The organism is Streptomyces sp. NPDC127097 (assembly GCF_042724075.1).
GTDB lineage: Bacteria > Actinomycetota > Actinomycetes > Streptomycetales > Streptomycetaceae > Streptomyces.
On the sequence record NZ_JBHXFI010000074.1, the window covers coordinates 10072 to 33114 of the forward strand.

The 23043-nt window shown below is 69.9% G+C and carries 19 protein-coding genes; 5 read left to right on the plus strand and 14 right to left on the minus strand.

The features are described 5' to 3' along the window. Both ACFWJW_RS34075 and ACFWJW_RS34080 read right to left on the minus strand, forming a co-directional pair. On the minus strand, positions 1-999 hold a 999-nt coding region (locus ACFWJW_RS34075), incomplete at its 3' end, for an IPT/TIG domain-containing protein (protein WP_387248475.1). Positions 1000-1422: 423 nt separating this feature from the next. After that, positions 1423-1905: a hypothetical protein gene (locus ACFWJW_RS34080; protein ID WP_387248478.1), complete on the minus strand. Its 483-nt coding sequence runs from the start codon at positions 1903-1905 to the stop codon at positions 1423-1425. Positions 1906-2517: 612 nt separating this feature from the next. Here ACFWJW_RS34080 and ACFWJW_RS34085 point away from each other — a divergent pair. From ACFWJW_RS34085 to ACFWJW_RS34105, 5 genes are all read left to right on the plus strand, one after another. Then, positions 2518-3990, plus strand: coding sequence for a Dyp-type peroxidase (locus ACFWJW_RS34085; RefSeq protein WP_387248481.1), 1473 nt, complete (start codon positions 2518-2520; stop codon positions 3988-3990). A gap of 3 nt (positions 3991-3993) precedes the next feature. Then, positions 3994-6108, plus strand: coding sequence for a flavin monoamine oxidase family protein (locus ACFWJW_RS34090; protein WP_387248483.1), 2115 nt, complete (start codon positions 3994-3996; stop codon positions 6106-6108). Then, positions 6105-7991 carry an alpha-keto acid decarboxylase family protein gene (locus ACFWJW_RS34095; RefSeq protein ID WP_387248486.1) on the plus strand — a complete coding sequence of 629 codons (1887 nt, stop codon included), beginning with the start codon at positions 6105-6107 and terminating at the stop codon, positions 7989-7991. Before ACFWJW_RS34090 ends, ACFWJW_RS34095 begins: the two co-directional genes overlap by 4 nt. Then, positions 7988-9649 (plus strand): FAD-dependent oxidoreductase, encoded by a 1662-nt coding sequence (locus tag ACFWJW_RS34100; protein WP_387248488.1) that lies wholly within the window; start codon positions 7988-7990, stop codon positions 9647-9649. The genes ACFWJW_RS34095 and ACFWJW_RS34100 overlap by 4 nt, the downstream gene beginning before the upstream one ends. 191 nt (positions 9650-9840) lie before the next feature. Next, positions 9841-10320 carry a diadenosine tetraphosphate hydrolase gene (locus tag ACFWJW_RS34105; protein WP_387248490.1) on the plus strand — a complete coding sequence of 160 codons (480 nt, stop codon included), beginning with the start codon at positions 9841-9843 and terminating at the stop codon, positions 10318-10320. A 59-nt stretch (positions 10321-10379) separates the two neighbouring features. Here the strand turns inward: ACFWJW_RS34105 and ACFWJW_RS34110 are convergent, their stop codons facing one another. The 12 genes from ACFWJW_RS34110 to ACFWJW_RS34165 all read right to left on the minus strand — a co-directional run bounded on the left by ACFWJW_RS34110 (position 10380) and on the right by ACFWJW_RS34165 (position 22845). Then, the gene (locus ACFWJW_RS34110; protein WP_387248492.1) at positions 10380-11693 is read right to left on the minus strand and encodes an ATP-binding protein; all 1314 of its coding nucleotides are present in this window, start codon (positions 11691-11693) and stop codon (positions 10380-10382) included. Then, the gene (locus ACFWJW_RS34115) at positions 11690-12361 is read right to left on the minus strand and encodes a hypothetical protein (protein WP_387248494.1); all 672 of its coding nucleotides are present in this window, start codon (positions 12359-12361) and stop codon (positions 11690-11692) included. The genes ACFWJW_RS34110 and ACFWJW_RS34115 overlap by 4 nt, the downstream gene beginning before the upstream one ends. A 171-nt stretch (positions 12362-12532) precedes the next feature. Further along, on the minus strand, positions 12533-13582 hold the full coding sequence (locus ACFWJW_RS34120) for an ABC transporter substrate-binding protein (RefSeq protein ID WP_387248496.1): 1050 nt from the start codon (positions 13580-13582) through the stop codon (positions 12533-12535). A 190-nt stretch (positions 13583-13772) separates the two neighbouring features. Further along, positions 13773-15494: an acyl-CoA dehydrogenase family protein gene (locus ACFWJW_RS34125; protein WP_387248498.1), complete on the minus strand. Its 1722-nt coding sequence runs from the start codon at positions 15492-15494 to the stop codon at positions 13773-13775. 112 nt (positions 15495-15606) lie between these two features. Continuing rightward, positions 15607-16164 (minus strand): PadR family transcriptional regulator, encoded by a 558-nt coding sequence (locus ACFWJW_RS34130; RefSeq protein WP_387248500.1) that lies wholly within the window; start codon positions 16162-16164, stop codon positions 15607-15609. Positions 16165-16314: 150 nt separating this feature from the next. Beyond that, positions 16315-16851 (minus strand): hypothetical protein, encoded by a 537-nt coding sequence (locus ACFWJW_RS34135; protein ID WP_387248502.1) that lies wholly within the window; start codon positions 16849-16851, stop codon positions 16315-16317. Positions 16852-16919: 68 nt separating this feature from the next. Beyond that, the gene (locus ACFWJW_RS34140; RefSeq protein ID WP_387248504.1) at positions 16920-17450 is read right to left on the minus strand and encodes a DinB family protein; all 531 of its coding nucleotides are present in this window, start codon (positions 17448-17450) and stop codon (positions 16920-16922) included. Positions 17451-17580: 130 nt separating this feature from the next. Then, entirely contained in the window at positions 17581-17961 is a 381-nt protein-coding gene (locus ACFWJW_RS34145) for a hypothetical protein (protein ID WP_387248506.1), read from the minus strand. A gap of 39 nt (positions 17962-18000) precedes the next feature. Then, positions 18001-18387, minus strand: coding sequence for a hypothetical protein (locus tag ACFWJW_RS34150; RefSeq protein WP_387248508.1), 387 nt, complete (start codon positions 18385-18387; stop codon positions 18001-18003). 42 nt (positions 18388-18429) lie between these two features. After that, a complete protein-coding gene (locus ACFWJW_RS34155; RefSeq protein ID WP_387248510.1) occupies positions 18430-19137 on the minus strand; it encodes a hypothetical protein in 708 nt (235 codons plus the stop codon). Positions 19138-19213: 76 nt separating this feature from the next. Beyond that, positions 19214-19594 carry a hypothetical protein gene (locus tag ACFWJW_RS34160; RefSeq protein WP_387248512.1) on the minus strand — a complete coding sequence of 127 codons (381 nt, stop codon included), beginning with the start codon at positions 19592-19594 and terminating at the stop codon, positions 19214-19216. Between the two features lie 338 nt (positions 19595-19932). Further along, positions 19933-22845, minus strand: a complete 2913-nt coding sequence (locus ACFWJW_RS34165; protein ID WP_387248514.1) for an AAA family ATPase — start codon at positions 22843-22845, stop codon at positions 19933-19935. Between the last annotated feature and the right edge of the window lie 198 nt (positions 22846-23043).

Consider the following 23043-nt stretch of genomic DNA (forward strand, 5'->3'; position numbering starts at 1 on the left):
ATTGACCGAAACCCCCGTCGCCGCAACCCCGTTGAACGTCACCGACGCCCCGTTCAGATTGCTCCCCGTGATCACGAACGCCGTACCACCCGCGGCGCTGCCCGACGGCGGCAACAGCGACGTGACGACCGGCGGGGGCGGCGCCGTGTAGGTGTACCCGCCGGCGACCGTGGCGCTGCCCGCCGGAGTGGTGACCACGACCGGGACGTTGCCGGGCGGACCGGCCGGGGTGAAGCCGATCAGCGCCGTACCCGACGCATTGACCGAAACCCCCGTCGCCGCAACCCCGTTGAACGTCACCGACGCCCCGTTCAGATTGCTCCCCGTGATCACGAACGCCGTACCACCCGCGGTACTGCCCGACGAGGGCGACAGCGAGGTGGCGACGGGCGGCGGTGCCGTGTAGGTGAATCCGCCGGCGACGGTGGTGGTCCCGGCCGGTGTGGTGACCACGACCGGGACGTTGCCGGCCGGGCCGGGCGGCGTGGTGCCGGTGAGCAAGGTGCCCGCCGCGTTGATGGACACGCCGAGGGCCGCGACGCCGTTGAAGGTGACCGTCGCGCCGGTGAGGTTGCTGCCGACGATGGCGAACGCGGTGCCGCCCGTGGTGGGCCCGGTGTTGGGCACGAGGGCGGTGACCGTCGGACCGCTCGGCGGGGTGACCGTGTAGGTGTAGCTCACCGGGTTGGAGATGCCCCTGGATGTGGTGGCGACGACCTGGACGGTGCCCGCGGGGTGTGCCGGTGCGAGGACGGTGACCGAGTTGCCGTAGGGGTCCTGGGTGACGATGGTGGCGGGGACGCCGCCGAAGGTGACCAGACTCGTGCCCTGGAGGCCGGACCCGGTCAGCAGGACGGTGTTTCCCCCGGCGGCCGGTCCGGAGGCCGGAATGGCGTCGTAGAGTCTGGGATATCTGGGCCAGTCTCCCCCTCCCCCGTCCCCACCGGGCCAGGAGCCCGGGGCCTGCGGATTTCCTTGCTGCTGTATGGCTTCGGACATGACTTCTCCCTGGGCAGCCGCCACTCCGTCCCCCTTTCACGAGTCGATTCGTGAACGGGTCTTCGCGGAGCGGAAGTTGCCGCCGTCGAATGTTCGGGTGCCTGCGACGGTAGGGTTCCCGACGGATCGGAAGAAGGCGTGTACGTGACAGCAATGATGCGTTCGGCGATCAAAATGACAATACGTAGATGAGCGTCACGCCCGCATCATGGCCCCGCGTACGCGGTTATTCCGCCGCCCCTTTTTCCGCGCCGTGGATGCGGGCAGCGGGCGTGCGGGGCTATGGCTGCTGCCGCTGCGTACGGGACGGCCTTTACGGGCGGCCGCCCGGTGAAGTACGCGCACGGGCCCGGGGACGGACAGCATGCGTCCCCGGGCCCTTTCCGATCCTGCTGCTCAACCCCTCACCGAGGGGAGGACCGCTTACAGGTGGTAGATGGTGGCGGCCCAGTTGGCCTTCCAATTGCCGTCGCCGAACTGGAGGTTGACGGAACACCGGCCGATGTTGCCGTCACAGTTCAGGCTGTTCGCCGGGACCGGAGCCGCCAGCCGGGTGCCGTCGGCGGAGCGGAGCCCCTGGTGGAAGATGGTGGCGGACCAGCTCGCCCGCCAGTATCCGTCACCGAATTGCAGGTTGGCGATGCACTTTCCGGTGTCGCCGTCACAATTCAGCGCGGTCACCGGTACCGGCGCGCGAGAGGCGGACCGGGGTGTCTGGTGGAAGATGTTCGCGCCCCAGCTCGCCTTCCAATTGTCGTCACCGAAGCGGAGGTTGGCCGTGCACTGGTAGGTGTCGCCATCGCAGTTGAGCGCCGTCACCGGAACCGGAGCGGCGGTGGCGGGGCCGGCCAGCCCGATGGCCAGTGCCGCGAGAGCAGCGCAGGTGCCGACGATGGTGCGTCGCATAGCCGTGTCCTTCCGTCGTGGGCGCAGCGCGCCCGACCACGGAGCAGGATCCGCTGAATTCCCGTCGCTCCGAGGCCGCACATCGGGGCCTTCAACAGAAGGTGTGAAGCCCCGCACCCACGCCCGAACCGGGCCCGGCACCGACCCTCGGTACGGGTGGTGAACAGCGCAAACGTAGTGATCCGGGGGCGCGAAGAGGGGCGCACTCGCGCTGCCCCCGGTCTTGTGCGGCGCCTGCCCCGGGTGCGGTCCGACCGCCCACGGCAGCCTCGGCGGACCGGTGCATCCGTGCGGAGCGGTTGTGGGGATGAGGGCACCGCCCAGAGGGGTAGATTCTCCGATTTCGCGGCGCCGGGTGGGCGAGGTCCCGCGGACCGGGTGGGCGAGATCCGTCACCGGAACGGGTGGCCGGGTGCTCCGTTTGGCGTCGGTGGTCCTGCGAGGCGGCAGGTTCGGTGCTGGGCTGGCGACACAAGCCGTGCACCGGCTTCCTTGGTGTGCCCTTGTGCCCTTCCGTACCGACCTCCACCTCTGCGTGCCGGGAGCCGTCTTCGCCTGCATGCGAATTTCCCGAGGCCCCCGGAGCACCCGCAGCTCCCCTGAAGGAGAGAAGTGACCACTACCTCGTTGCGCCCCACCGGTGCCCCGGATATCGAGCAGCTTCCGGAACCGCCGCTGCGCAGATCCATGGAAATCCAGGGCAACATTCTTTCCGGTTTCAACAAGGACTATATGGCGTTCCGCTATGTCCGCTTCCCCGACGGTGCGAGTGGCCGTGGCTGGCTGTCCGTCATGCTCAATACGGTCTCGGTGACCGCCACGGTCGAGGACTTCAATGAGGAGTTCTCGCTATCCCGCCGGGCCTACGGCCAGGATCCGTTCCTCGTCGCGACCTGGGTCGGTGTGTCCTTGACGTTCCAGGGCCTGCTCCAGGTGGCCCGGGAACCCGAGAAGGTGAAGACGGATCTGGCGCCGTTCGAGTCGTTCGTGAAGGGTGCGGCCGGACGGGCTCCGGACCTCGGCGACGACGGGACGAGTGCGCCCGAGCACTGGTATTTCGGCTCGGACCGGAGCGGCGTCCACGCCGTGCTGATCGTCGCCGCGGACACGGAAGAGGCGCTGAACGAAAAGCTCCGGAACATCGCCGCCGCTGATTCGGCGCACGGGGTGACCCTGGTCCATCAGGACGACGGCCGCACCCTGACCGGAGATCTGCGGGGCCACGAGCACTTCGGGTACAAGGACGCCATTTCGCAGCCGGGCGTCAAGGATTTCCACCGTGAGGACCGGGAGAACCCCGGTGTCCGGGACAACCGCCCGGGGTCGACCCTGGTCGAGCCCGGCGAGTTCGTCTTCGGTCACCAGAGTGAGAGCGGAGCACCGCCCGAGGCACCCACGTGGATGGACAACGGTTCGCTCCAGGTGGTGCGCCGGCTGCGGCAGGACGTCCCCGGCTGGAACGAGGCGGTGGAACGTGAAGCGGGCAAGTTCCGGCCGCACGCCATCTCCCCCGAGCTGCTGGGCGCGTGTCTGGTCGGCCGCAAGAAGGACGGCACGCCCCTCGCACAGGGCGAGAACCCGGTCACCGGGGTCGGTCCGGAGCGCAACGACTTCACCTACGAGAACGACGGCAAGGGGAAGCAGACCCCCTGCGCCGCGCACATCCGCAGGTCGAACCCCCGGCACTTCGAGGCCACCCAGAAGCACCGCGTCATGCGCCGCGGCATTCCGTACGGCCCCGCGTACGCGGCCGACAAGGCGGACGCGGACCGCGGCCTGATGTTCGTGTGCTACGGCACCTCGCTGGAGCGGCAGTTCGAGTTCCTCCAGCGCGCCTGGTCGAACAACCCCAACTTCCTGCCGGGCGATCCCGGCTCTCCCAACGGCATCGACAAGGTGACCGGCACCATCCGGCAGGGCGGTTCCGGCAGCCCGGACGCCCATATCGTGCTGGCCGACGGCGAGGAAGGCACCGTCTCGATGAACCGGTTCGTGCAGACCACCGGTGCGGTGTACGCCTTCACCCCGTCCATCAGCACTCTGCGCCGACTCGCCGCGAACGAGTCCCTGGACGGAAAGGGCTGAGCCGTGACCGACCTCCGCCGTGAGCCCACCGGAGCCGAGCGCGCCGACGAGAAGACCTATCAGCAGCTCGCCCGCGAACTGCTGCTGGTCGGCCCCGAGCCGGCCAACGAGGACCTCAAGCTGCGCTACCTCGAAGTACTGATCGACAAGGGGCTGGAGCGCCCCGCCGTCCCCAAGCGCATCCTGATCGTCGGCGCGGGCATCGCCGGTCTGGTGGCCGGCGATCTGCTGACCCGTGCCGGTCACGATGTGACGATCCTGGAGGCCAACGCCAACCGGGTCGGCGGCCGCATCAAGACCTTCCACGCCAAGAAGGGCGAGCCGCCGCCCTTCACCGACCCGGCGCAGTACGCGGAGGCCGGGGCGATGCGGCTGCCCAGCTTCCACCCGCTGACCCTGGCGCTGATCGACAAACTCGGCCTGAAGCGGCGGCTGTTCTTCAACGTCGACATCGATCCGTCGACGGGCAATCAGACCGCCCCGGTCCCGCCGGTGATCTACAAGTCGTTCAAGGACGGCAAGATCTGGACGTACGGCGACCCCAGCCCCGAGTTCCGGGAGCCGGACAAGCGCAACCAGACCTGGATCCGCACCAACCGCGCCCAGGTGCGCCGCGCCCACTACGCCAAGGACCCGTCCCAGATCAACGAGGGCTTCCACCTCACCGGCTGCGAATCGCGGCTGACCGTGTCCGAGATGGTCCACCAGGCGCTGGAGCCGGTGCGCGACTACTACTCCGTGCTACAGAGCGACGGAAAGCGCGTCAACAAGCCCTTCAAGGAGTGGCTGGACGGCTGGGCCGGGGTCGTCCGCGACTTCGACGGCTTCTCCATGGGCCGCTTCCTGCGCGAGTACGCCGGGTTCAGCGATGAGGCCATCGAGGCGATCGGCACGATCGAGAACATGACCTCGCGGCTGCACCTCGCCTTCTTCCACAGCTTCCTGGGCCGCAGCGACATCGACCCCACCGCCACCTACTGGGAGATCGAGGGCGGCAGCCGGAAGCTCCCGGAGGCGCTCGCGAAGGATCTGCGCGACCAGATCGTGATGGGCCAGCGGATGGTCCGGCTGGAGTACTACGACCCGGGCCGCGACGGCCATCACGGCGGGCTCGCCGGACCGGGCGGCCCCGCCGTCGCCATCCAGACCGTGCCCGAGGACGACCCGAACGGCCCGGTCGAGACCTGGACCGGGGACCTGGCGATCGTCACCATCCCGTTCTCCAGCCTGCGGTTCACCGCCGTGACCCCGCCGTTCTCGTACAAGAAGCGCCGGGCCGTCATCGAGACGCACTACGACCAGGCGACCAAGGTCCTGCTGGAATTCTCCCGCCGCTGGTGGGAGTTCACCGAGGAGGACTGGAAGCGGGAGCTCGACGCGATCGCGCCGGGGCTGTACGACTACTACCAGCAGCGGGGCGAGGACGAGGCCGAGGCCGCGCTGGCCGTTCCGCAGAGCCTGCGGGACCTGCCCACGGGGCTGCTCGGCGCCCACCCCAGCGTGGACGAGAAGAACATCAGCGCACAGCAGGTGGAGTACTACCGCAACTCCCCGCTGCGCGGCGGGATCCGGCCGGCCACCCATGCCTACGGCGGCGGTTCCACCACCGACAACCCCAACCGCTTCATGTACTACCCCTCGCACCCCGTCCCCGGCAGTCAGGGCGGCGTGGTGCTGGCGGGCTACTCCTGGTCGGACGACGCCGCGCGCTGGGACTCCTTCGAGGACGCCGAGCGCTACAGCTACGCCCTGCTCAACCTCCAGTCGGTACACGGCCGCCGGATCGAGGTCTTCTACACCGGCGCCGGCCAGACCCAGAGCTGGCTGCGGGACCCGTACGCCTGCGGAGAGGCCGCGGTCTACACCCCGCATCAGATGACCAGCTTCCACCTCGATGTGGTGCGGCCCGAGGGGCCGGTGCACTTCGCCGGTGAGCATGTGTCGCTCAAGCACGCCTGGATCGAGGGTGCGGTGGAGACGGCCGTACGTGCCGCCCTCGCCGTCAACGAGGCGCCCGCGGCGGACGAGAGCGCCATGGGCGCACGGGCCGCGGCTCCCCGCGAGCGCCGGGCCGCCGGGTCGTCGGATCATCCTCGCGAGGGGGTGCTGACGTCATGACCGCCTCCCCGACCTGCACGGTGGCCGAGTATCTGGGCCGCCGGCTGGAACAGCTCGGTATCACCCATCTGTTCGGCGTTCCGGGCGACCACCTGGGCCCGTTCCTGTCGACCCTGCACGAGAAGACCTCGGTGCGCTGGGTGGGCACCCCCACCGAGGGCGGCGCGGGCCAGGCCGCGGACGCCTATGCCCGGGTGAAGTCCGCCGACGCGGAGATCACGCTCGGCGAGCAGGGCATCGGCGCGGTCGCGGTCACCTACAGCGTGGGCGCGTTCAACCTGCTCAACGCGATCGGCGGGGCCTTCGCCGAGTACGTACCGCTGATCGCGATCAACGCCGCTCCCTCCTACGAGCAGTGGCTCAACCAGCAGGCGATCGGCCTGCTCACCTCGCACATGTCACAGCGCCCGGAGAGCAACCTGGAGGTCTACCGCCAGGTGACCGTGGACGCCCAGGCCATCTCCAACCCGGGGCTGGCCCCCACCCAGATCGACAGCGCGATCACCGCCTGCCTCTCGCACCGCCGGCCGGTCTATCTGGAGGTCATGGACGACGTCTGGGGGGCGCAGTGTCCCGCGCCGCAGGGCCGGCTGACGCGGCGCGAGCGGCCCGTCACCGTGAAGAAGCAGCAGATGCTCGACCGCGCGGTCGACGCATGTGTGGAGCTGATCCGGGAGTACGGCGACCCGATCCTGTGGGCCGGGGAGGAGATCGACCGCTTCCGGCTGTCCGACGAGTTCGAGAGGCTGGTGCACGAGACCCGCATCCCCTTCTGCACCACCATCGGCGCCAAATCCGTGGTGTCCGAGTACACCCCGGGCTTCTCCGGCGTCTACAACGGCAAGGCCAGCAACCCGAAGGTCGCCGAGGTCTTCAACGACGCGGGCTGCCGTATCGGCCTGGGCTCGTGGGCGACCTCGAAGAACCTCGGCGGTGTGCGGTCGATCGGTGACGACTGGGCGGTCGCCGCCCACGACGGGGTGCATGTCGGCGCCTCGTACTTCCCCGATGTACAGCTCGCCGGGTTCCTCCCCGCGCTGCGGGAACGCCTGGTGGCCGAGTTCGGAGACGGGGCCTTCGCGGCGGACTACTTCGCCCGTGCCCATCAGGCGGGCCTCGCGGTCCCCGACAGCACCGCCGCCTACCTGGCCTCCCAGACCGGCGGACCGTACCCGGAGAACGTGACGTACGACAGCCTCTTCCGGCACCTCAACGCCTTCCTCGAAGCGCAGACCAGCGAGCCGCCGGAGGAACGCAGCAACCCGTTCACGGTGGTGTGCGACGCCGCGTTCGCGCTGATCGGCTCGATGAATCTGCGGATGGCCGAGCGCGCCTCGTACGTGGCGCAGAACAGCTGGCTGTCCATCGGCTACTCGGTCGGTGCGGCCACCGGGGTGGCGCTCGGCCGGAGCCGGGCGAAGAAGCGGCCGATGGTCTTCGTCGGCGACGGCTCCTTCCAGGAGACCTGCCAGGAGATGTCCACCCATGTGCGGCATGGTCTGCGCCCGGTGGTGTTCGTCCTGGACAACGAGGCGTTCTACGGCATCGAGCAGATGCTGGTGCACCCCTGCTACTACCAGGACGGCGCCCCGCGCTCCGACGGCGCCGAGTTCTACAACGAACTGCACCCCTGGCGCTACGAGAAGCTCGCGGACGTCTTCGGCTCCGCCAAGCACCCGATGCACGGCTTCGCGGTCCGCCGGCACGACGAACTCACCACCCTGCTGGCGCGGATCGCCGAACCCAGCGACGCGATCAACCAGGGCCCCATCGTGGTGCGGGTGCAGCTGGACCGGCACGACTATCCCGAGGCCATGCGGTACAAGGTCGACGAGAACTGTCCGCCGCCCGCCGGCCGGGCGTCGGAAGGGAGCAGACGATGACCGGCCGTGGGCCCCGGCGGCCCGCGACGGACACCGCCGTGGACGACTCGGCGAAGGCGCTGCGGCACGCCATGAGCGGGCTGTCCGGGCCGGAGGCCACCGGCTGGACCGGCACCGTACGGCCCGCCGGAACCCCGGGCGCGGATGCGAAGGTGCTGGTCCTGGGCGCCGGTGTGGCGGGCCTGACGGCGGCGTACGAGCTGAGCATGCTCGGCTACCGGGTCACCGTCCTCGAAGCACAGGACCGCATCGGCGGACGCAGCCGCACCGCCCGCCGCGGCGACCAGCTCTACGAGCTCGATGAGCACGGCACGCCCAAGCCGACGCACCGCTGCGAGTTCGACGAGGGCCTGTACCTCAACCTCGGGCCCGGCCGTATCCCGTACCACCACCGGCGGGTGCTCAACTACTGCCGGGACTTCGGGGTGGCCCTGGAGCCGTACGTCATGGAGACCACGGCGAACCGGGTCCGTCCGCCCCATGCCGAGGTGACCTGGCCCAACCGGCGGGTGGCGAACGACACCCGCGGCCACCTCGCGGCCAAGCTCGCCGAGACACTGGTCAGCCGGGACGCCTTCACCGGTGAACTCCGGGATCTGCTCAGGGTGTTCGGCGCGCTCGACGCCAACGGCAAGTACCGGGGCTCGACCCGCTCCGGCTACCTGGACAGCCCCGAGATCGCGGAGTGGCCGGTCCCGGCCCCACCGCTGTCCTTCGAGGATCTGGTGCACTCCGGCTTCTGGAAGACCCGCTTCTACCAGCCGGTCGACCATCTGTGGCAGGCGACGATGTTCCAGCCGGTCGGCGGCATGGACCACATCGTCCAGGCACTGGCGCGGGAGGCCAAGCGGGCCGGGGCGAAGATCGTGCTGGGCGCCGAGGTCCGCGAGATCGAGATCGGTCCGCGCGGCCTCGGCGTCAGCCTGAAATACCGCAAGGGCGACGACGAGCTCCAGGCCGACGCCCGCTACTGCGTCAGCAACATCCCCGTCCCGGTGCTCCGCACCATCAAACTGACCCGCTTCTCGGACCCCTTCGAGCAGGCGCTCCGCGTCGTGGAGTTCGAGAAGACCTGCAAGGTCGGCTGGCAGGCGAACCGCCGCTTCTGGGAGGGCGACCTCGGCGGCTGCGACGACACCGAGGGCATCTACGGCGGGATCAGCTGGACCGGTCACAACATCACGCAGATGTGGTACCCGTCCAACGACTACTTCTCCGACAAGGGAACCCTGACCGGCGCCTACAACTTCGGCAGCGCGGCCGAGACCCTCGGCAAGCTCACCCCGGAGAAGCGCCTGCAACTCGCCCGCGAGGGCGCCGTCCAACTGCACCCGGAATTCAAGAACAAGGAACTCGTCCCCGACAAGCAGGGCATCTCCATCGCCTGGCACAAGGTGCCCTACCAACTGGGCGGCTGGGCGGCCTGGAAGCCCCAACAGCCCGCCCACAAGAAGGCATACAAACAACTGCTCCAGCCCGAGGGCACCGACGCCTTCTTCGTCACCGGCGACCAGATCTCCCCCCTGCCCGGCTGGCAGGAGGGCGCCATGATGTCCGCCCACTACGTCATCCAGCAGATCCTGGGCGTCATGCCCCTGACCGCCCCCGAGGAGATCGCGGTACCCGACTCGGTCGCATTGACGCAGGGTCTCTTCTGAGGGTTCGAACAGCTCTGACGCTCCCCGCGTTCGGGAGCGCGGGCCCGGCCGGCAGGCGACTGCCCGCCGGGCCCACGCGCTTCCACGTGCGCGGAGCCCTCGACCCGGGGACTGCTTGACGAGCGGCTCCGTCGACTGAGCACCTTCCCGCCACGCACTCAACGCCTCTTACCTGCCGATAGGTTCTGACCATGACTGGTGATTGGCGGACGGACCGGATCGGGGCTGCGCTGCGGGGCGAGAACCCGACGGTGCTGCGACGGCTGGAGTCCGGGTTCGCGGCGATCGGTGATGTGCAGTTCCTGCCGGGGTACTCGGTTCTGCTGGTGGACGAACCGCAGGTGCAGCGGCTGTCGGACCTCCCGAAGAGCAAGCGGCTGTCGTTCCTGTCGGACATGGACCGGCTCGGCGAAGCGGTCGAGCGGACCTGCCGTCGGCTGGACCCGGCTTTCCGGCGGGTCAATCTGGAGATCCTGGGCAACACGGATCCCTTCCTGCATGCGCATGTCTGGCCGCGGTTCGACTGGGAACCGGCCGATGTGGTGGGTGCACCGGTGTGGCTCCATCCACGCGACCGGTGGAGCGACACCCGGTTCCGGCTCGGCCCCCAGCACGAGGCCCTGCGGGAGGGCATCGGCAGCGAACTGGACCTGTTGCGCTCGGAGGTGTGACGGGGTGGGGGTCGGTCCCTCTACGCCGACGGGGCGCGGCAGTCGGTGCCGGACCGGCCCTACGAGTCGTCCGCGCCCGTCGGCTGTTGGAGGCCCCGGTCCGGGGGTGTTGGGGGGAGGACGAGTTCGGCTACGGCTCCGCTGTCGGGGGCGTTGGAGAAGTGCAGGGTGGCGCCGAGGACCCGGGCCTGGCCGGCGGCGATGGTCAGGCCGAGGCCGTGGCCGGCCTTTTTGCCGCTGCCGGAGTGGCTGCTGAAGCGTTGGGGTCCGTGGTCGAGGAGCCGGCCGGGGTAGCCGTCGCCGTGGTCCCGCACGGTGATGGTCAGGCCGTCGACGGTCAGGATCACCGGCGGGCGGCCGTGCTTATGGGCGTTGGCGACGAGGTTGCCGAGCACGCGCTGGAGCCTGCGCTGGTCGGTCTCCACCCGGACGTCCCGCTCGATGCGGACCTCGACCGCCAGCCCGGAGGCCCGCACCGCACGCTCGGCCAGCGGCCCCAGCTGATGCAGGTCGATGTCGGCCTGCTCCACCTCCGCGTCGAGACGGGAGATCTCCAGCAGGTCCTCGGTCAGCCGGCTCATGGTCCCGATCCGGTCCTGCACCATCTCGGTCGGACGGCCGGGCGGCAGCAGCTCGGCCGCCACCCGCAGTCCGGTCAGCGGGGTGCGCAGCTCATGCGCCACATCGGCGGTGAAACGCTGCTCGCTGTTCAGCTTGGCCTGGAGCGCGGTGGCCATCGCGTCGAGTGCGGCCGCCACCGCGGCGGCCTCGTCCTGGGCCTGATCCGGGCGTAGGACCCGGGGATCGTCCACCCGGGCGTCGAGATCGCCGGTGCTGATCCTGCGGGCGACCTGGGCCGTGCGGTGCAGCCGGCGGGTGATACGGGAGACGGCGAACAGCCCGACGAGGAGGGTGAGGGCGATCGCGAAGGCCGAGGAGCCGATGATGGCCCGGTCCAGCCCGCGGAGCGCGGCCGCTCGCTGGGTGTGGTCGAGGTGGACGGCCAGCGCCCTGCCGTCGGCGGGGGTGACGGCCCACATCACCGGGCGGCCCCGGTGTTCGCCGAGCTGGGTGCCGCGCTCGCCCTGCCGCGCCATGGCGCGCAGCGGGGCGGGGAGGTCGGCGGGGTTCACCGCGGCGTTGCGGCCGAGCGGCTCTCCCGCGACATACGCCGCCGCGACGGTGTCGAGCTCGGCCAGGGCGGCGCTGCGGGCCTGCTCTTCGGTCTGCCGGCCGACCAGGACGTGCACCAGCACGCCGACCACCGTGGCGAGCACACAGCACATGACGATGACGAAGACGGCGAACTTCCAGTACAGCGTCGCCGTCCATGCGGGCAGCCGCAGCCGCGCACGAGGCCGGCCGGCGCTCATGGCGTCCTCTTCGGTGCGGGGGTGGCGGAGTCCGCTTCGTCGAACTCCATGGCCCGCAGTGTCATGGCCTGCGTCCGGGGGTCCCACTCGTACACCGTGCGGGTGGCGTAGCCGGGGGTGCCCGTGGGCTCCCGCAGGATCAGATCGCCGTTCGCGATCTCCACCGACAGCGGAGTCGCGCCGGCGTCCATGATCCGGGTCACCACCCCGTGGCGCAGCGTGAAGGCCCACAGGGCCAGGGACCGGTCCAGCGACTCGATGCCCACGATCAATTCGGGCTTCCCGTCACCGGTCAGATCCTGGTACTGCGGTTTCCGCACCGGGCAGCGCTCCGGCGCCTCGGCGCAGGCAACGATCCGGCTCTCGGTGGCGGAGTCGAACTGCGGTCCGCCGTCGAGGGCGGAGCCCGCGTCCATCTGTGCCTTGACGACGGTGAGCAGCGGCGCCTTGCGGATGTCCCCGGACGGCACCCGGGGCACCCCGGGAACGGCGGCGGGGAGGTTCTCGCCCCGGCCCCGCTCGGGCTGCGGCGCGGGCTTGCGATCCGGCCACAGCCGCACCGGGGCGGACGCGGCCGACGTATGGCCGGCGCTCAGCGGCTCCCCGCTCCCCGTGCAGCCGCCCAACAGCGCCACGATGCCCGTCGCCGCAAGTGCGAGCGACGTCATCCGTACCGGCCTCGGGGAAGACGAGGAGCGGAGCAGAAGCACATCTCTTCCAGTCGTGGTGCGGGCTGAGCTTGACCGGATCATAGTCGCTGCGTCCTACCACACAGCCGGAGATATCCGATATGCCTGAAAGGTAAGGATCAGGCCGCTTGTCCGGTGAAGCCTGCGGGGTCAGGTTCCGCGGACGCCCAACCGCACATAGTCGTAGCCACCGTAGGCGTCGGCGACATGGACATCGGTCAACCGCGGGCTGCGCCAGCTGACGTACCTGCCGTAAACGAGCGGCAGGTAGTAGGCCCCCTCGGAGACCTGGTGGTTGATCTCCTCGTAGATCTCACCGGCCGCCTTCGGGTCCGCTTCGGCGACGGCCTTGTCGAGGAGCTTGTCGAGAGCCGGGGAGTCGACGTCGGCCAGATTGGCGTTGCCGCTCGGCGACTGCGTCCGGCTGTCGACGAGCGGTCGCCAGAATGCCTGCCCCGTCGGGAAGTCGGCGCTCCAGCTCGTGAGGACGATGCCGTAGCCCCGCTTCCGCACCTCGTTCGGCACCCCGACGAGGGTGGTCATCCGCGCCCCGTCGAACCGGTCGGCCTTCGCCTCGATGCCGATCTTGCCCAGCGCACTCGTCAGCGCGGGGCAGTTGGAAGACGATGGTTCCGGGACCGGGCGTCTCGATCGCTTCAGGCCCTTCGCCGAGATGTCCTTGTACGGGCCCCGGTAGTTTCCCTCGGGGTCGAGCGCCTCCATGAGGTGACCCGGTCCGCCGGTGATGACGTCCGCCGCCCAGAGCCGCTCGATGCCGTACTTGATGTCCCCGGAGGTGACGGGCGACCCGTCCTCCCAGGTCATCCCCTTGCGCAGGGTGTAGGTGTAGGTCCGGCCCTGGTGGGAGATCCTGGCCTTGGACGTGGCCAGATCCGGTGTGAGTGCGGTGCCCCTCGACCGCGGGTCGTAGGTCACCAGTTGGCGCGTGTAGTAACGGGCGAAGTTCGCCACGGAGCCGTAATAGCTGCGCTGCGGGTCCCAGGAGTCGGCATCGGCGGCGCTGCCGAACTTCAGCGTGACGCCTTTGCCGCCCCCTGGTTTGAGGATGTGGCCGACAGCGGCGTTGTACGTGGCCTCGGTGGTGCCGTGCTTGGACGTGCCGTCGCCGGACTCACCCTGCCCGCCGTTCAGCAGGGCGAGGGTGGTGGAGACTCCCGCGACCAGGAGTGCCGCCGACACCACGGCGATGGTTCTGGTCCGGACGGAGGCCGAACTTCCCGGGGACCGCGGTCCGTCGGGGATGGGGGCCGGGGTGCGGTCCGGAGTGGGAGCTGGGGTCGGGGCGGGCTCGGCGCGGCGGGCTCAGCCGACCTGTGTGGACGGGGCCGAGCCTGCCGGACCGGGGCGCCTGCGGCGGATCGCGGCGTGGTTACGGGGCCATCTCGTACGCCCCGGACAGCGCCTCCACCCGCTGCCAGACGCGCGTCGAACGGGCGTCGTCGACGACCGGGCGGCGGACCGCGCCCAGCGCCCAGTTCTGCTGCGCCTCGGTGGCGGAGTCCTTGCCGTGCAGCTCGACGGCGTGGGCGGAGAAGTCCCGGACGAGGACGGCGAACAGCTCGTCGAGCACGTCCTCGTCGAGGCCGGTCAGCTGCGCCTGCTCCAGGATCAGCTGACCGTGGACGACCAGCGCGAACAACTGGCCGACGGCGAGCAGCAGATCGAGGTCGCGGCTCTGCTCCTCATCGGGGGCGGCGGTGGTCACGAACTCGCAGAGGGCGTCGGCCTGTTCGCGGAAGCGGGCGACGTTCGGCACCTCGGCGAAGGCGTCGTAGGCGGTGCGCCAGTCGTGGAAGCGTACGGCGCCCAGACCGCGGGCCGGCCCCTGCCGGAAGAGGAACGCGTCATCGGCCGCGTCGAGGCGGGTCGGCACGGGCGCGTACTCGGCCGGGTTCAGCAGGTGGTTGCCCATGAACTTGAGGATCAGGGCGAGGTTGACGTGGACCGTGCCCTCCAGCTTCGGCAGGCCGCGGATCTCGGTGGCGGCCTGGGCGAAGTAGGTGTCCTTCTCGAAGCCCTTGGCGGCGATCACGTCCCACATCAGGTCGATGACCTTCTCGCCCTCGGTGGTCACCTTCATCTTCGTCATCGGGTTGAAGAGGAGGTAGCGGCGGTCGTCGGGGCCGGCGGAGCGGAAGTAGTCGACGGCGCGGTCGCTGAACAGCTTCATCCCGACGAGGCGGACGTAGGCGTCGGTCAGCTCGCGGCGGACGTGCGGGAAGGCGGTGACGGGACGGCCGTAGAGGATGCGGTTCTGCGCATGGGTGACGGCCTCGTACATCGCGTGCTCGCAGATGCCGATCGCGCCGGTGCAGAGGTTGAACTTGCCGACGTTGACGGTGTTGAGGGCGGCGTCGAAGGCGGCGCGGCCGGTGTGCAGGATGTCGGCGGCGGCGACCGGGTAGTCCTCCAGGCGGAACTCGCTGACGTACTTCGAGGAGTCGACGACGTTCTTCACCAGGTGGTACGCCTCGTGGCGGCTGTCGGCGGCGAAGAAGACATAGCCGTCCGGGCCCTCGACGTCGGTGCGGCGGCCGAAGACGGAGACGAGTCCGGCGGCGTTGCCGTTGCCGATGTAGTACTTGGATCCGCTGGCGCGGAAGCCGCCGTCACCGTCGGGCTCCAGCAGCATGTCGGTGGAGTAGATGTCCGCGCCGTGCGCCTTCTCGGACAGGCCGAAGGCGAACACCTCGCCCTGGGAGAGGAGTTCGGCGGCGCGGGCGCGGACGGCGGCGTTGTCGCTCTGCCAGACCGGGCCGAGGCCGAGGATGGTGACCTGCCAGGCGTACCAGTAGTCGAGCCCGTAGAAGCCGAAGATCTCGTTGAGGGCGGCTATCCGGGCGGTGTCCCAGCGCTTGTCCTGGTTCCCCTCCGCGGCGGAGGCCGGGGTGAGGAAGGTCGCGAACAGCCCTTCCTTGCCGGAGAATTCGAGGAACTCCGACAGCCAGGCGCGGGAGCGGTAGTCCTCGATCAGCTTGCGCTTGCCGCGGCTCTCGAACCAGTCGACGGTGGCGCGCAGCAGCCGGCGGGTCTCGGGGTCGAAGTGCGCCGGGTCGTAGGTGCGGGGGTTGAACAGCAGCGGGTCAGCCATGGAGGTTCGCCTTTCCGGCTCAGGTTGCGGTGTGCGGGTGGTGGACGGGACGGCTCGGTGGCGGACCCGAGCGCGGCGGCCGGGCAGACGTGTGGCCCACCCGGGCGCCGGTTCAGCGCTCGGGCCGGAGGCGGTGGAGGGTGGCGAGCACGTCGTCCAGCCAGTCGAGTGTCATGCGCTCGTAGGCGATACCGCCGCGCAGTACGACGTGCTGGAGTTCCTGGCCCGCGTCGGGCGTGGCAGGCGCCTCGGGGCCGGTGAAGTCACGCCGTTCCCCCGCCAGATAGTGCGCGAGGCGCTCGCGGTGGATCTGCTGGTGCCGCTCGACCTCACGGATCAGCGCGGCGGGATCGTCGAAGGCCGCACCACGGATCTTCACGGCGAGGTCGTGCCGGACGCTCTCCGGTTCGATCGGCTCGTGCAGCCACGCGGCGAGCGCCGTCCGGCCGAGTGCGGCGACGGAGTACTCCTTCTTGTCCGGCCGGGCCTGCTGCGGCACCTCGCGGACATCGATCCAGCCGTCGCTCTCCATCCGCTTGAGGACGCGATAAATCTGCTGGTGGGTGGCGGTCCAGAAGTATCCGATGGACCGCTCGAACCGCCGGGCCAGCTCATAGCCGGAGCCCGGCTTCTCCAGCAGGGAGACAAGAATCGCGTGCTCGAGCGCCATACCCCGATCCTTCTATGCAACTCGTTGCATAGACAAGGGGCGGCACGGGGGTGAGACGCGGCTCACCCGGGCGCTCCTTGGGGCGCACTGGCCAGGGGGCCGCGTACTGAGGGGGGCCGGAGGGCGACGGGCCGCCGGCGCGCTGTCTGCTCAGCGAGTCCGGGCCGGCGGAAGCTGCCATGCGCCGGAGTGGCCGGGTGGGAGTGCCAGGTCGCGGCGGACGGCGGCGTAGTACCCCTCCCGTGCGGTGCGCTGGCGCTGGAGCATGGCGGACCACGCTTCCGGGCTCTGCGTCCGGTCGCGCAGGAACCCTTCCATCTCCATCACCACGACGACCCATTCCCGGGCCTTCTCCACCACCTCCGGGGTGCCCAGCATCAGCAGGGCCTCCCCGGCTGGATCCCGGGCATCAGTGGCGTCGGCCAGGTGGGGCGCCGCTTCCTCGGGTGACAAGGGGTGCGGGTGAGGGTCGTTGCCGAGGTGGGCCGCGATGCGGTACGTCAGGGTGACGCTCTTCTTCAGCGCCCTGGCGAAGTCGGCGTAGGTCGTCAGCCGCCGCTCGTCCCAATGGGCCGCCTGCTCGCGACGGAAGCGGACTTGATCGCCGCGCATGCTGACGAAGTACGACCCAAGGGCGCCGATCACTACGCCGATCAGGGCGGGGAGCTGTTGTATGAACGCCGACATGTCGCCACGGTATAGCGCGGTGGCAGGCGCGACGTGAGGTCGTTTCCGTCCCGCCGGGAAACGCCCTCCTACTCCCCCACCGCCCCGTCGGCCAGTTCACGGGCGATGTCGAGGTGGCCTGCGTGGCGGGCGTACTCCTGGAGGAGGTGGAAGAGGATCCAGATCAGGGTGGGGCGGTCTTCGTCGGGCGGGATGGTTCCGCCGAGGGTGGCTGCCCGGTCCTCCAGGTGGGCCGCCGCGACGATGGCGCGGGACCGGGTGCACTGCTCCTGGAAGAATTGCTTGATGTCCTCGAATGACTCTTCGGGGCCCACGTGCCACGGTCCGGAGCCGGCCTTGAAGTCGGCCCAGGGTTCTTCGATGTGTTCGCCCTCGAACCCCCATTGCAGCCAGCGCAATTCCACACAGGCAAGGTGCTTGAACAATCCGAGGGGTGACCATCCGGTGGGCAGGCGGCCGGCCCTCAGCTCCGCGTCGGACATTCCCTCCAGCTTGCGCAGCACGGTGTTCCGGTAGAAATCGAGATAGCCGGTCAGCAGGTCGTAGGGGCTGGTGAGAGTCACCGGAGGCTCTGCGGCGGGTTCGATTGTGTGGACCATGGTGAGGACCTTATGGAGGCGGGGATGTGCTGTCCAGGTTTCGGGCAGGCAGTTCGGCCGGACAGTGCCGGAGGGTGGAATGCGCGGGGCCCGTCGGCAGGAGACACCGACGGGCCCCGGGGTCAGCCGGTCAGCACTTCAAATCGAGGACGTGGATGTTCGGGAGTATTCCTTCGATCCGGTAACAGTGGTTCTTGTCGGGCTCGTTGATGTACAGCGGCGTGGAGCCGCCCGACCAGTGCACCTGGACCGTGACCCCGGTTGCTTCCGCGGGGAAATACGCCTTCCAGCTGTCGCCCACCGGCCGCACGTTGTGGCAGTAGTTCTTCTTCTCTATTCCGTCCGGGCCCTTCCACTCATAGCAGGTGTCGATGAGCGACGCCGCCTGGTGGTCGAACTGGAGGTAGTTGTCCGAGGCGGCGGTGGCGGAGGGCGCCGTCAGTACCGCGCCGGCCAGGGCGAGGCCCAGGGTGGCAGCACCGTATGCCAGGGAACGCTTCTTGCTTCGCATGCTGGAGTTCACCTCTCGCTTCAATGGTCCGGGCACGCCCTAGCAGGTCTTGTCGGTTCTCTTCGGGCCCCAGGTGTAGCCACTCAGCTCGTAGCAGTAGTCGCGGCTCAGGTCGGTGATCTGCGGCGACACATTGTCACCCGCTATTTGCCCGTCCACCGTCACCTCGACCTTGACGCCCTTGGCGTCATCGGGGATTTCCACCCGCCAGTCCGTGCCGATGGCCTTCCCCTTGTCGCAGGAGTCCGGGGTGGTCGAGGAGGCCCAGTGGTAGCAGGTCTCGGCGATGAACCAGCCTTTGTTGGAGAAACTGATGTACTTGCCCGAGCCCGCGGCCGCGGCCGACGGTGCCGTCATCGCGCCGCCGACCAGCGCGAGGCCCAGTGCGGCGACCCCGTAGGCCGCCGACTTCTTGATGTTCCGCACAGGATGACCCTTCGTGAGAGTGACGCGCGTGGGAGCGGCGGCTCAGCGCCCGTTCTTGAGGGTGGCGCCGCATTCGACCACGTCGGTGTCGGCACGTGCCGAGGTGCTGAGCGGGATTTCGGTGCGCAGTCCGGAGATCTTCGCGCCGCCGAACTCGCCGCCCTGGATGGTCACATCGGAGACCCGCTGTTCCATGTCATGGCCCAGCTGGAGCATCCCCTTCTGCCCCGGCTTGATGGTGATCCTGATGTCGCCGCTCTTCGACTCGGTGTTGGTCTCGCTGTACTGCGCGGAGGCGCCCACGCCCAGCTTGTCCTTGACCAGCGAGATATCGACGCTGGCACCGACGTTCCAGCCCCAGCTGAAGGTGCGGGTGCCACTGAGCGTCTGGTTTATTTCCGCGGCGCCGGGACTACAGTTCTGAATGGGACCGATGCCCATACCGGCGTTGTCCACGTCGAACCACTTGGTCACCTGCTTGGATTCCGTGGTCGTCGAGGAGCAGGACACCTGGCTGCCCTTGCACTGTTCCAGTGCGCGCTTGACCTCTTCCGCGGAATTCACCTGGTAACCGTTGTCGTAGGTGACGGAGGGGCTGCCTTCCTCCACCCACTTGTCGGTGTGGCCATTGACGTCAGGAAGGCCGGAGCCCTGGGCGGCGGAGGCCGCGGGCGCCGCCAGGGCGAGCGCGGCGGCGACGGCGCCGAGGGTGAGCGCCATGCGGGATGCGGGGGTGGATGTGGAGATCAACGTTTCCTCGCTCTGTTCTGGGTCGTTCCGATGTGCAGGAAGGCGTGACGGCGGCACTCCCTGCGTTCCGGGTGCTTCAGCAGCCGATTTCCTGGAGCTTCGGCCGGTCGACGAGACCGGTGATCTCGAAGCAGTGGTTCTTGTTGGTGTCGGTCACCGCGGCGGTGTCCACCGTGGCGTAGTCGACGATGCTGGTGCTGAGATCGATCTTTGCGCCGGTCGCTTCCTCGGGGAAATACGCCTGCCAGGTGTCGTTCACCGGCCGCACGTTGTGGCAGTAGTTCTTTCCCTCGGCATCACGCCACTTGTAACAGGTATTGGCGAGGATGCCGGCGTGGTTGGTGATCTGAATGTAGTTCTGGGAACCCGCATAAGCGGCGGGCGCGGAGAGTACGGTGGAGAAGCACGCGGCCCCCACCGCGAGGAGACCGAATACAGCCCGATGGTTGATCTGCACGGTTGTTACTCCCTCTTGCACTGTGCGGGGCGCCGGGAGAATTCGACGCCGTGCGATGAGTAAGTCATGAGAGAGCTGCCGAATCAATTGGATCCGGCTAAGACTTCGGTACCCGGAGATTCCCTTGCGGGGCAACCACGAGAAATGCCACGGGAAGACGGGAACCACGGCTTCGGACCACGAGGAACCACGGTTCCCGCGGCCGGCGGACCACGGGAGCGCGGGCCGCCCACGGACATACCGAAAGCCCCTCACCGTAAGGAAGGTGAGGGGCTTCTGAGAGTCGTCTGAGGGGCTTCTGAACTGTGGGTGCGGAGCCTTTGACCGTGCGACCGTACTCAGGAGTCCGCCGGGACGCTCCCCTTGCCGAGCCGGCCCGCTTCGGCCATCGCCGCCGCCAGGTGTGGGCGCCCGGTGATCCCGAGCTTGCGGTAGGCGCCGGTGAGATGGGTTTCCACGGTCCGCAGGGAAACGACGAGGAGTTCGGCGATCTGCTTGTTGCTGTATCCCTGGGCGGCCAGGGTGCCGACGCGTTCCTCCCCCGCGGTCAGCCCCCGGATTCCCTGGCTCCCGGAGCGGGCGACCCGGCCGCCGGCGAGGTGCAGCCCCTCCTCCAGGCGCGTGGCGAGCACCGTGGCACCGCACCCGACGGCGAGGTCCAGGCCCTCGCGCAGGGTTCTGCGGGCGCCGCGTTTGTCGTCCCGGTGCAGCAGGGCGATACCGAAATCGTGGCAGGCGCGGGCGAGTTCGAGGCGTGCGGGGGTGGGTCTGAGGACGGTCACGGCCTCGGCCAGCATGTCGAGCCCCCGGGAGCCCGCTGCCGCCGCCCCCGCCGCCCGCAGCGCCACCCCCAGGGCCCGTGGGAGCCGGCAGCGCCGGGCGAGGTCCAGCTCCTGCTCGGCCAGCTCCTGGGCCGGCCCGGTTTCCCCCAGTGCGAGATGGACGGGGACCGCACGGGAGCGCCACGGGGACATCGCCGGGCTGACCGTCCCCAGCGCCTCGCAGTGGTGACCGCACTCGCGGAGCAGGGAGAGCCCGGACCGCAGCTCGCCCTGGGCGATCCGCAGGGCGGCCAGGCTCATCAGGAACCGGGGCCGCTCCCAGGCCACTTCCGTCTGCCCCGCCACGGCATGCGAGACCGCCACCCGCTCGGCGGCCTCGACCCGGCCCTGGGCGAGCAGCGCGTCGATCCTGATCGTGTCGAGGGTCAGGGCGTACGGCAGCCGCCCGGTGGGGGACGCGTGGTCCGCGGCGTCCTGAGCCGCGGCGAGGGTCTCGGCGATATTTCCCCGGCGCAGCGCCAGCACGGCGCGGTAGACCGTCAGGGAGGAGACCAGCAGTTCCATGCCCCGGCCCGAGATCTCCCGGGTCAGATGGCGGTTGAGCCGGTCGGCCGTATCGAGCTCGTCGAGGTACAGCAGGGTCTGGGCGACGAAGTAGTGCAGCGGGAACAGATCGTGGGAGAACGCCGGCAGGTTGACGGACGCCCGCTCGATGAGCGCGGTGACGTACGGGGCGGGCAGGGCCGCCCGCAGGGCGTGGAAGGCGCGGATGGCGAGCAGCTGGCGTTCGCCCGCGGTGCGGTCGGCCAGGTCGTCGTCCCCGCCGGGGGACGGCGCCGGGGCCGGGCCGGTGACGGACGGCCGCTCGAACTCCATCCATGAGCGCAGCGCGCCCATCCGCAGTGCCAGCTCGCGGTCGGCGGCACCGGGGCCGGAGCTGAGCCGTTCGCTCAGGGCCGCGATCTTCCGGTCCACGCTCGACAGGTCCGTACGGGACCCCCGGGAGAGGAGCAGGGAGTAGGCCAGCACCCCCAGGGCGTCGCTGCGGGCCGCCTCGTCGGTCAGCCCCTCCAGCGCGCCGGTGACGCAGGAGATGGCCAGCGCGGCATCGTAATGGCTGGCCGCGGTGCCCAGTTCCAGGAGCACCCGGGCGCGCTCGGGCTCGTCCAGCGGCTGGTGCAACGCGGAGCGCAGATAGGTCACGGCGGTCTCCGGTGCCCCGCGGCGCAGTGCCTCGGTGGCCGCCCGGCGCAGCGCGGGCAGGACCCAGGAACCGTGGACGGGGCCGGCCGCCAGCAGATGGGCCGCGACCTCCTCGTCGGGGCGCCCGCTCAGACAGGACACCTGGGCCGCCCGCGCATGCCCGACGCCGAGTTCCTCGGGTGACAGCGTGGCCAGCACGGTGTCGCGGACGACGGGGTGGGTGAAGCGGGGGTCGCCGTCCGCCCGGAGCAGGCCGAGCGACCGCAGTTCGCCGGCCGCGGACCGCACCACGGCCCGCCCGGTCCCGCAGTACGCGGCGAGCAGCTCCGGGGGCTTGCGGTCGCCCAGGAAGGCCAGTGCCCGCGCCAGCGCCACGACCTCGTCGGACGCCTGGCAGAGCCGGTGCGAGATCTCCCCGCCGAGCGTGGAGAGGGTGACCGTGGGGATCCGGTCGCGGAATTCCGTCGTCGGCTTCACACCGCTGCGCTGTGCCTGGTGCAGCAGGGCACGGACGAACAGCGGATGCCCGCCGGTGGCCGCGTGACAGGCGGCGCAGAACGCGGCGTCGGGCTCCTCGGCTCCCCAGAGCGTCCGCACCAGCTGCCCCACGCCGTCCACGCCGAGCGGCTCCACGACGATGGTGCGGCAGTTCGCGGGCCGGACGAGCTCGGCGAACAGCGGATCGAGCCGCCGGCCCTCGGCGCTACGGGTGGTGACGGCGATCAGCACGGGGTGACTGTCCGCCCGCCCGATGAAGTGGACCAGCCAGCGCAGGGACGGCTGATCGATCCACTGGAGGGCGTCCACGGCCAGGAGCAGGGGCTGCCGGCGGGCCAGCCGGGCGACCAGTGCGTCCAGTTCGCGCAGCGTCGAGGCCGTCACGTTCGCGTTCTCCGGCAGCGGATCCGTGGCGGCGTCGTCCAGGGCCCGCAGCGTGGCCGCCGCCGACCCTTCCAGCAGGCGTGCCCGCTCGGCGTCGGAGACCGCGGCCAGCAGCGGCTTGAACAGCTGCCGGACGGCACCGAAGGCGAAGGCGCGCTCCAGGGGGTGACAGCGGGCCCGCAGCACCCGGAACTGCCCGTTACGGTCCCACCAGGTGCTCAGCAGGGCCGATTTGCCGATGCCGGCCGACCCTTCGAGCTGGACGACGCGAGGACGGCCGGACAAGACGTCGGCGGCCACGGCGTCCATGGCAGCGAGTTCGCGTTCGCGCCCCACCAACGGCCAGTCGTCTCCGCACGCATCACGGGAATGTGCGAACGTCACCAGTTGCTCAACTCTCGTCGTTCTCGTCTGGTTTTCGAGACGTTCCGATGAGGACCGCGGTTGCCTGCGCCGGCCGCCCAGATGTCCGGCCACGGCCGGTGCGAGGGCCTGTCTTCAAAGTCCCGCCTGCCTCGCGACGCCTGGCACGCACTCCCCCACGCCTGAACGGCGCGGGGGGACCCCCATGCCGCGTTGTCG

What these genes read in the sequence shown, in the direction of transcription:
- ACFWJW_RS34080 (WP_387248478.1), bottom strand. Translation starts at nt 1,905, where the DNA reads ATGCGACGCACCATCGTCGGCACCTGCGCTGCTCTCGCGGCACTGGCC.
- ACFWJW_RS34145 (WP_387248506.1), bottom strand. Translation starts at nt 17,961, where the DNA reads ATGCGAAGCAAGAAGCGTTCCCTGGCATACGGTGCTGCCACCCTGGGC.
- ACFWJW_RS34105 (WP_387248490.1), top strand. Translation starts at nt 9,841, where the DNA reads ATGACTGGTGATTGGCGGACGGACCGGATCGGGGCTGCGCTGCGGGGC.
- ACFWJW_RS34100 (WP_387248488.1), top strand. Translation starts at nt 7,988, where the DNA reads ATGACCGGCCGTGGGCCCCGGCGGCCCGCGACGGACACCGCCGTGGAC.
- ACFWJW_RS34140 (WP_387248504.1), bottom strand. Translation starts at nt 17,450, where the DNA reads ATGGTCCACACAATCGAACCCGCCGCAGAGCCTCCGGTGACTCTCACC.
- ACFWJW_RS34115 (WP_387248494.1), bottom strand. Translation starts at nt 12,361, where the DNA reads ATGACGTCGCTCGCACTTGCGGCGACGGGCATCGTGGCGCTGTTGGGC.
- ACFWJW_RS34135 (WP_387248502.1), bottom strand. Translation starts at nt 16,851, where the DNA reads ATGTCGGCGTTCATACAACAGCTCCCCGCCCTGATCGGCGTAGTGATC.
- ACFWJW_RS34095 (WP_387248486.1), top strand. Translation starts at nt 6,105, where the DNA reads ATGACCGCCTCCCCGACCTGCACGGTGGCCGAGTATCTGGGCCGCCGG.
- ACFWJW_RS34125 (WP_387248498.1), bottom strand. Translation starts at nt 15,494, where the DNA reads ATGGCTGACCCGCTGCTGTTCAACCCCCGCACCTACGACCCGGCGCAC.
- ACFWJW_RS34130 (WP_387248500.1), bottom strand. Translation starts at nt 16,164, where the DNA reads ATGGCGCTCGAGCACGCGATTCTTGTCTCCCTGCTGGAGAAGCCGGGC.
- ACFWJW_RS34110 (WP_387248492.1), bottom strand. Translation starts at nt 11,693, where the DNA reads ATGAGCGCCGGCCGGCCTCGTGCGCGGCTGCGGCTGCCCGCATGGACG.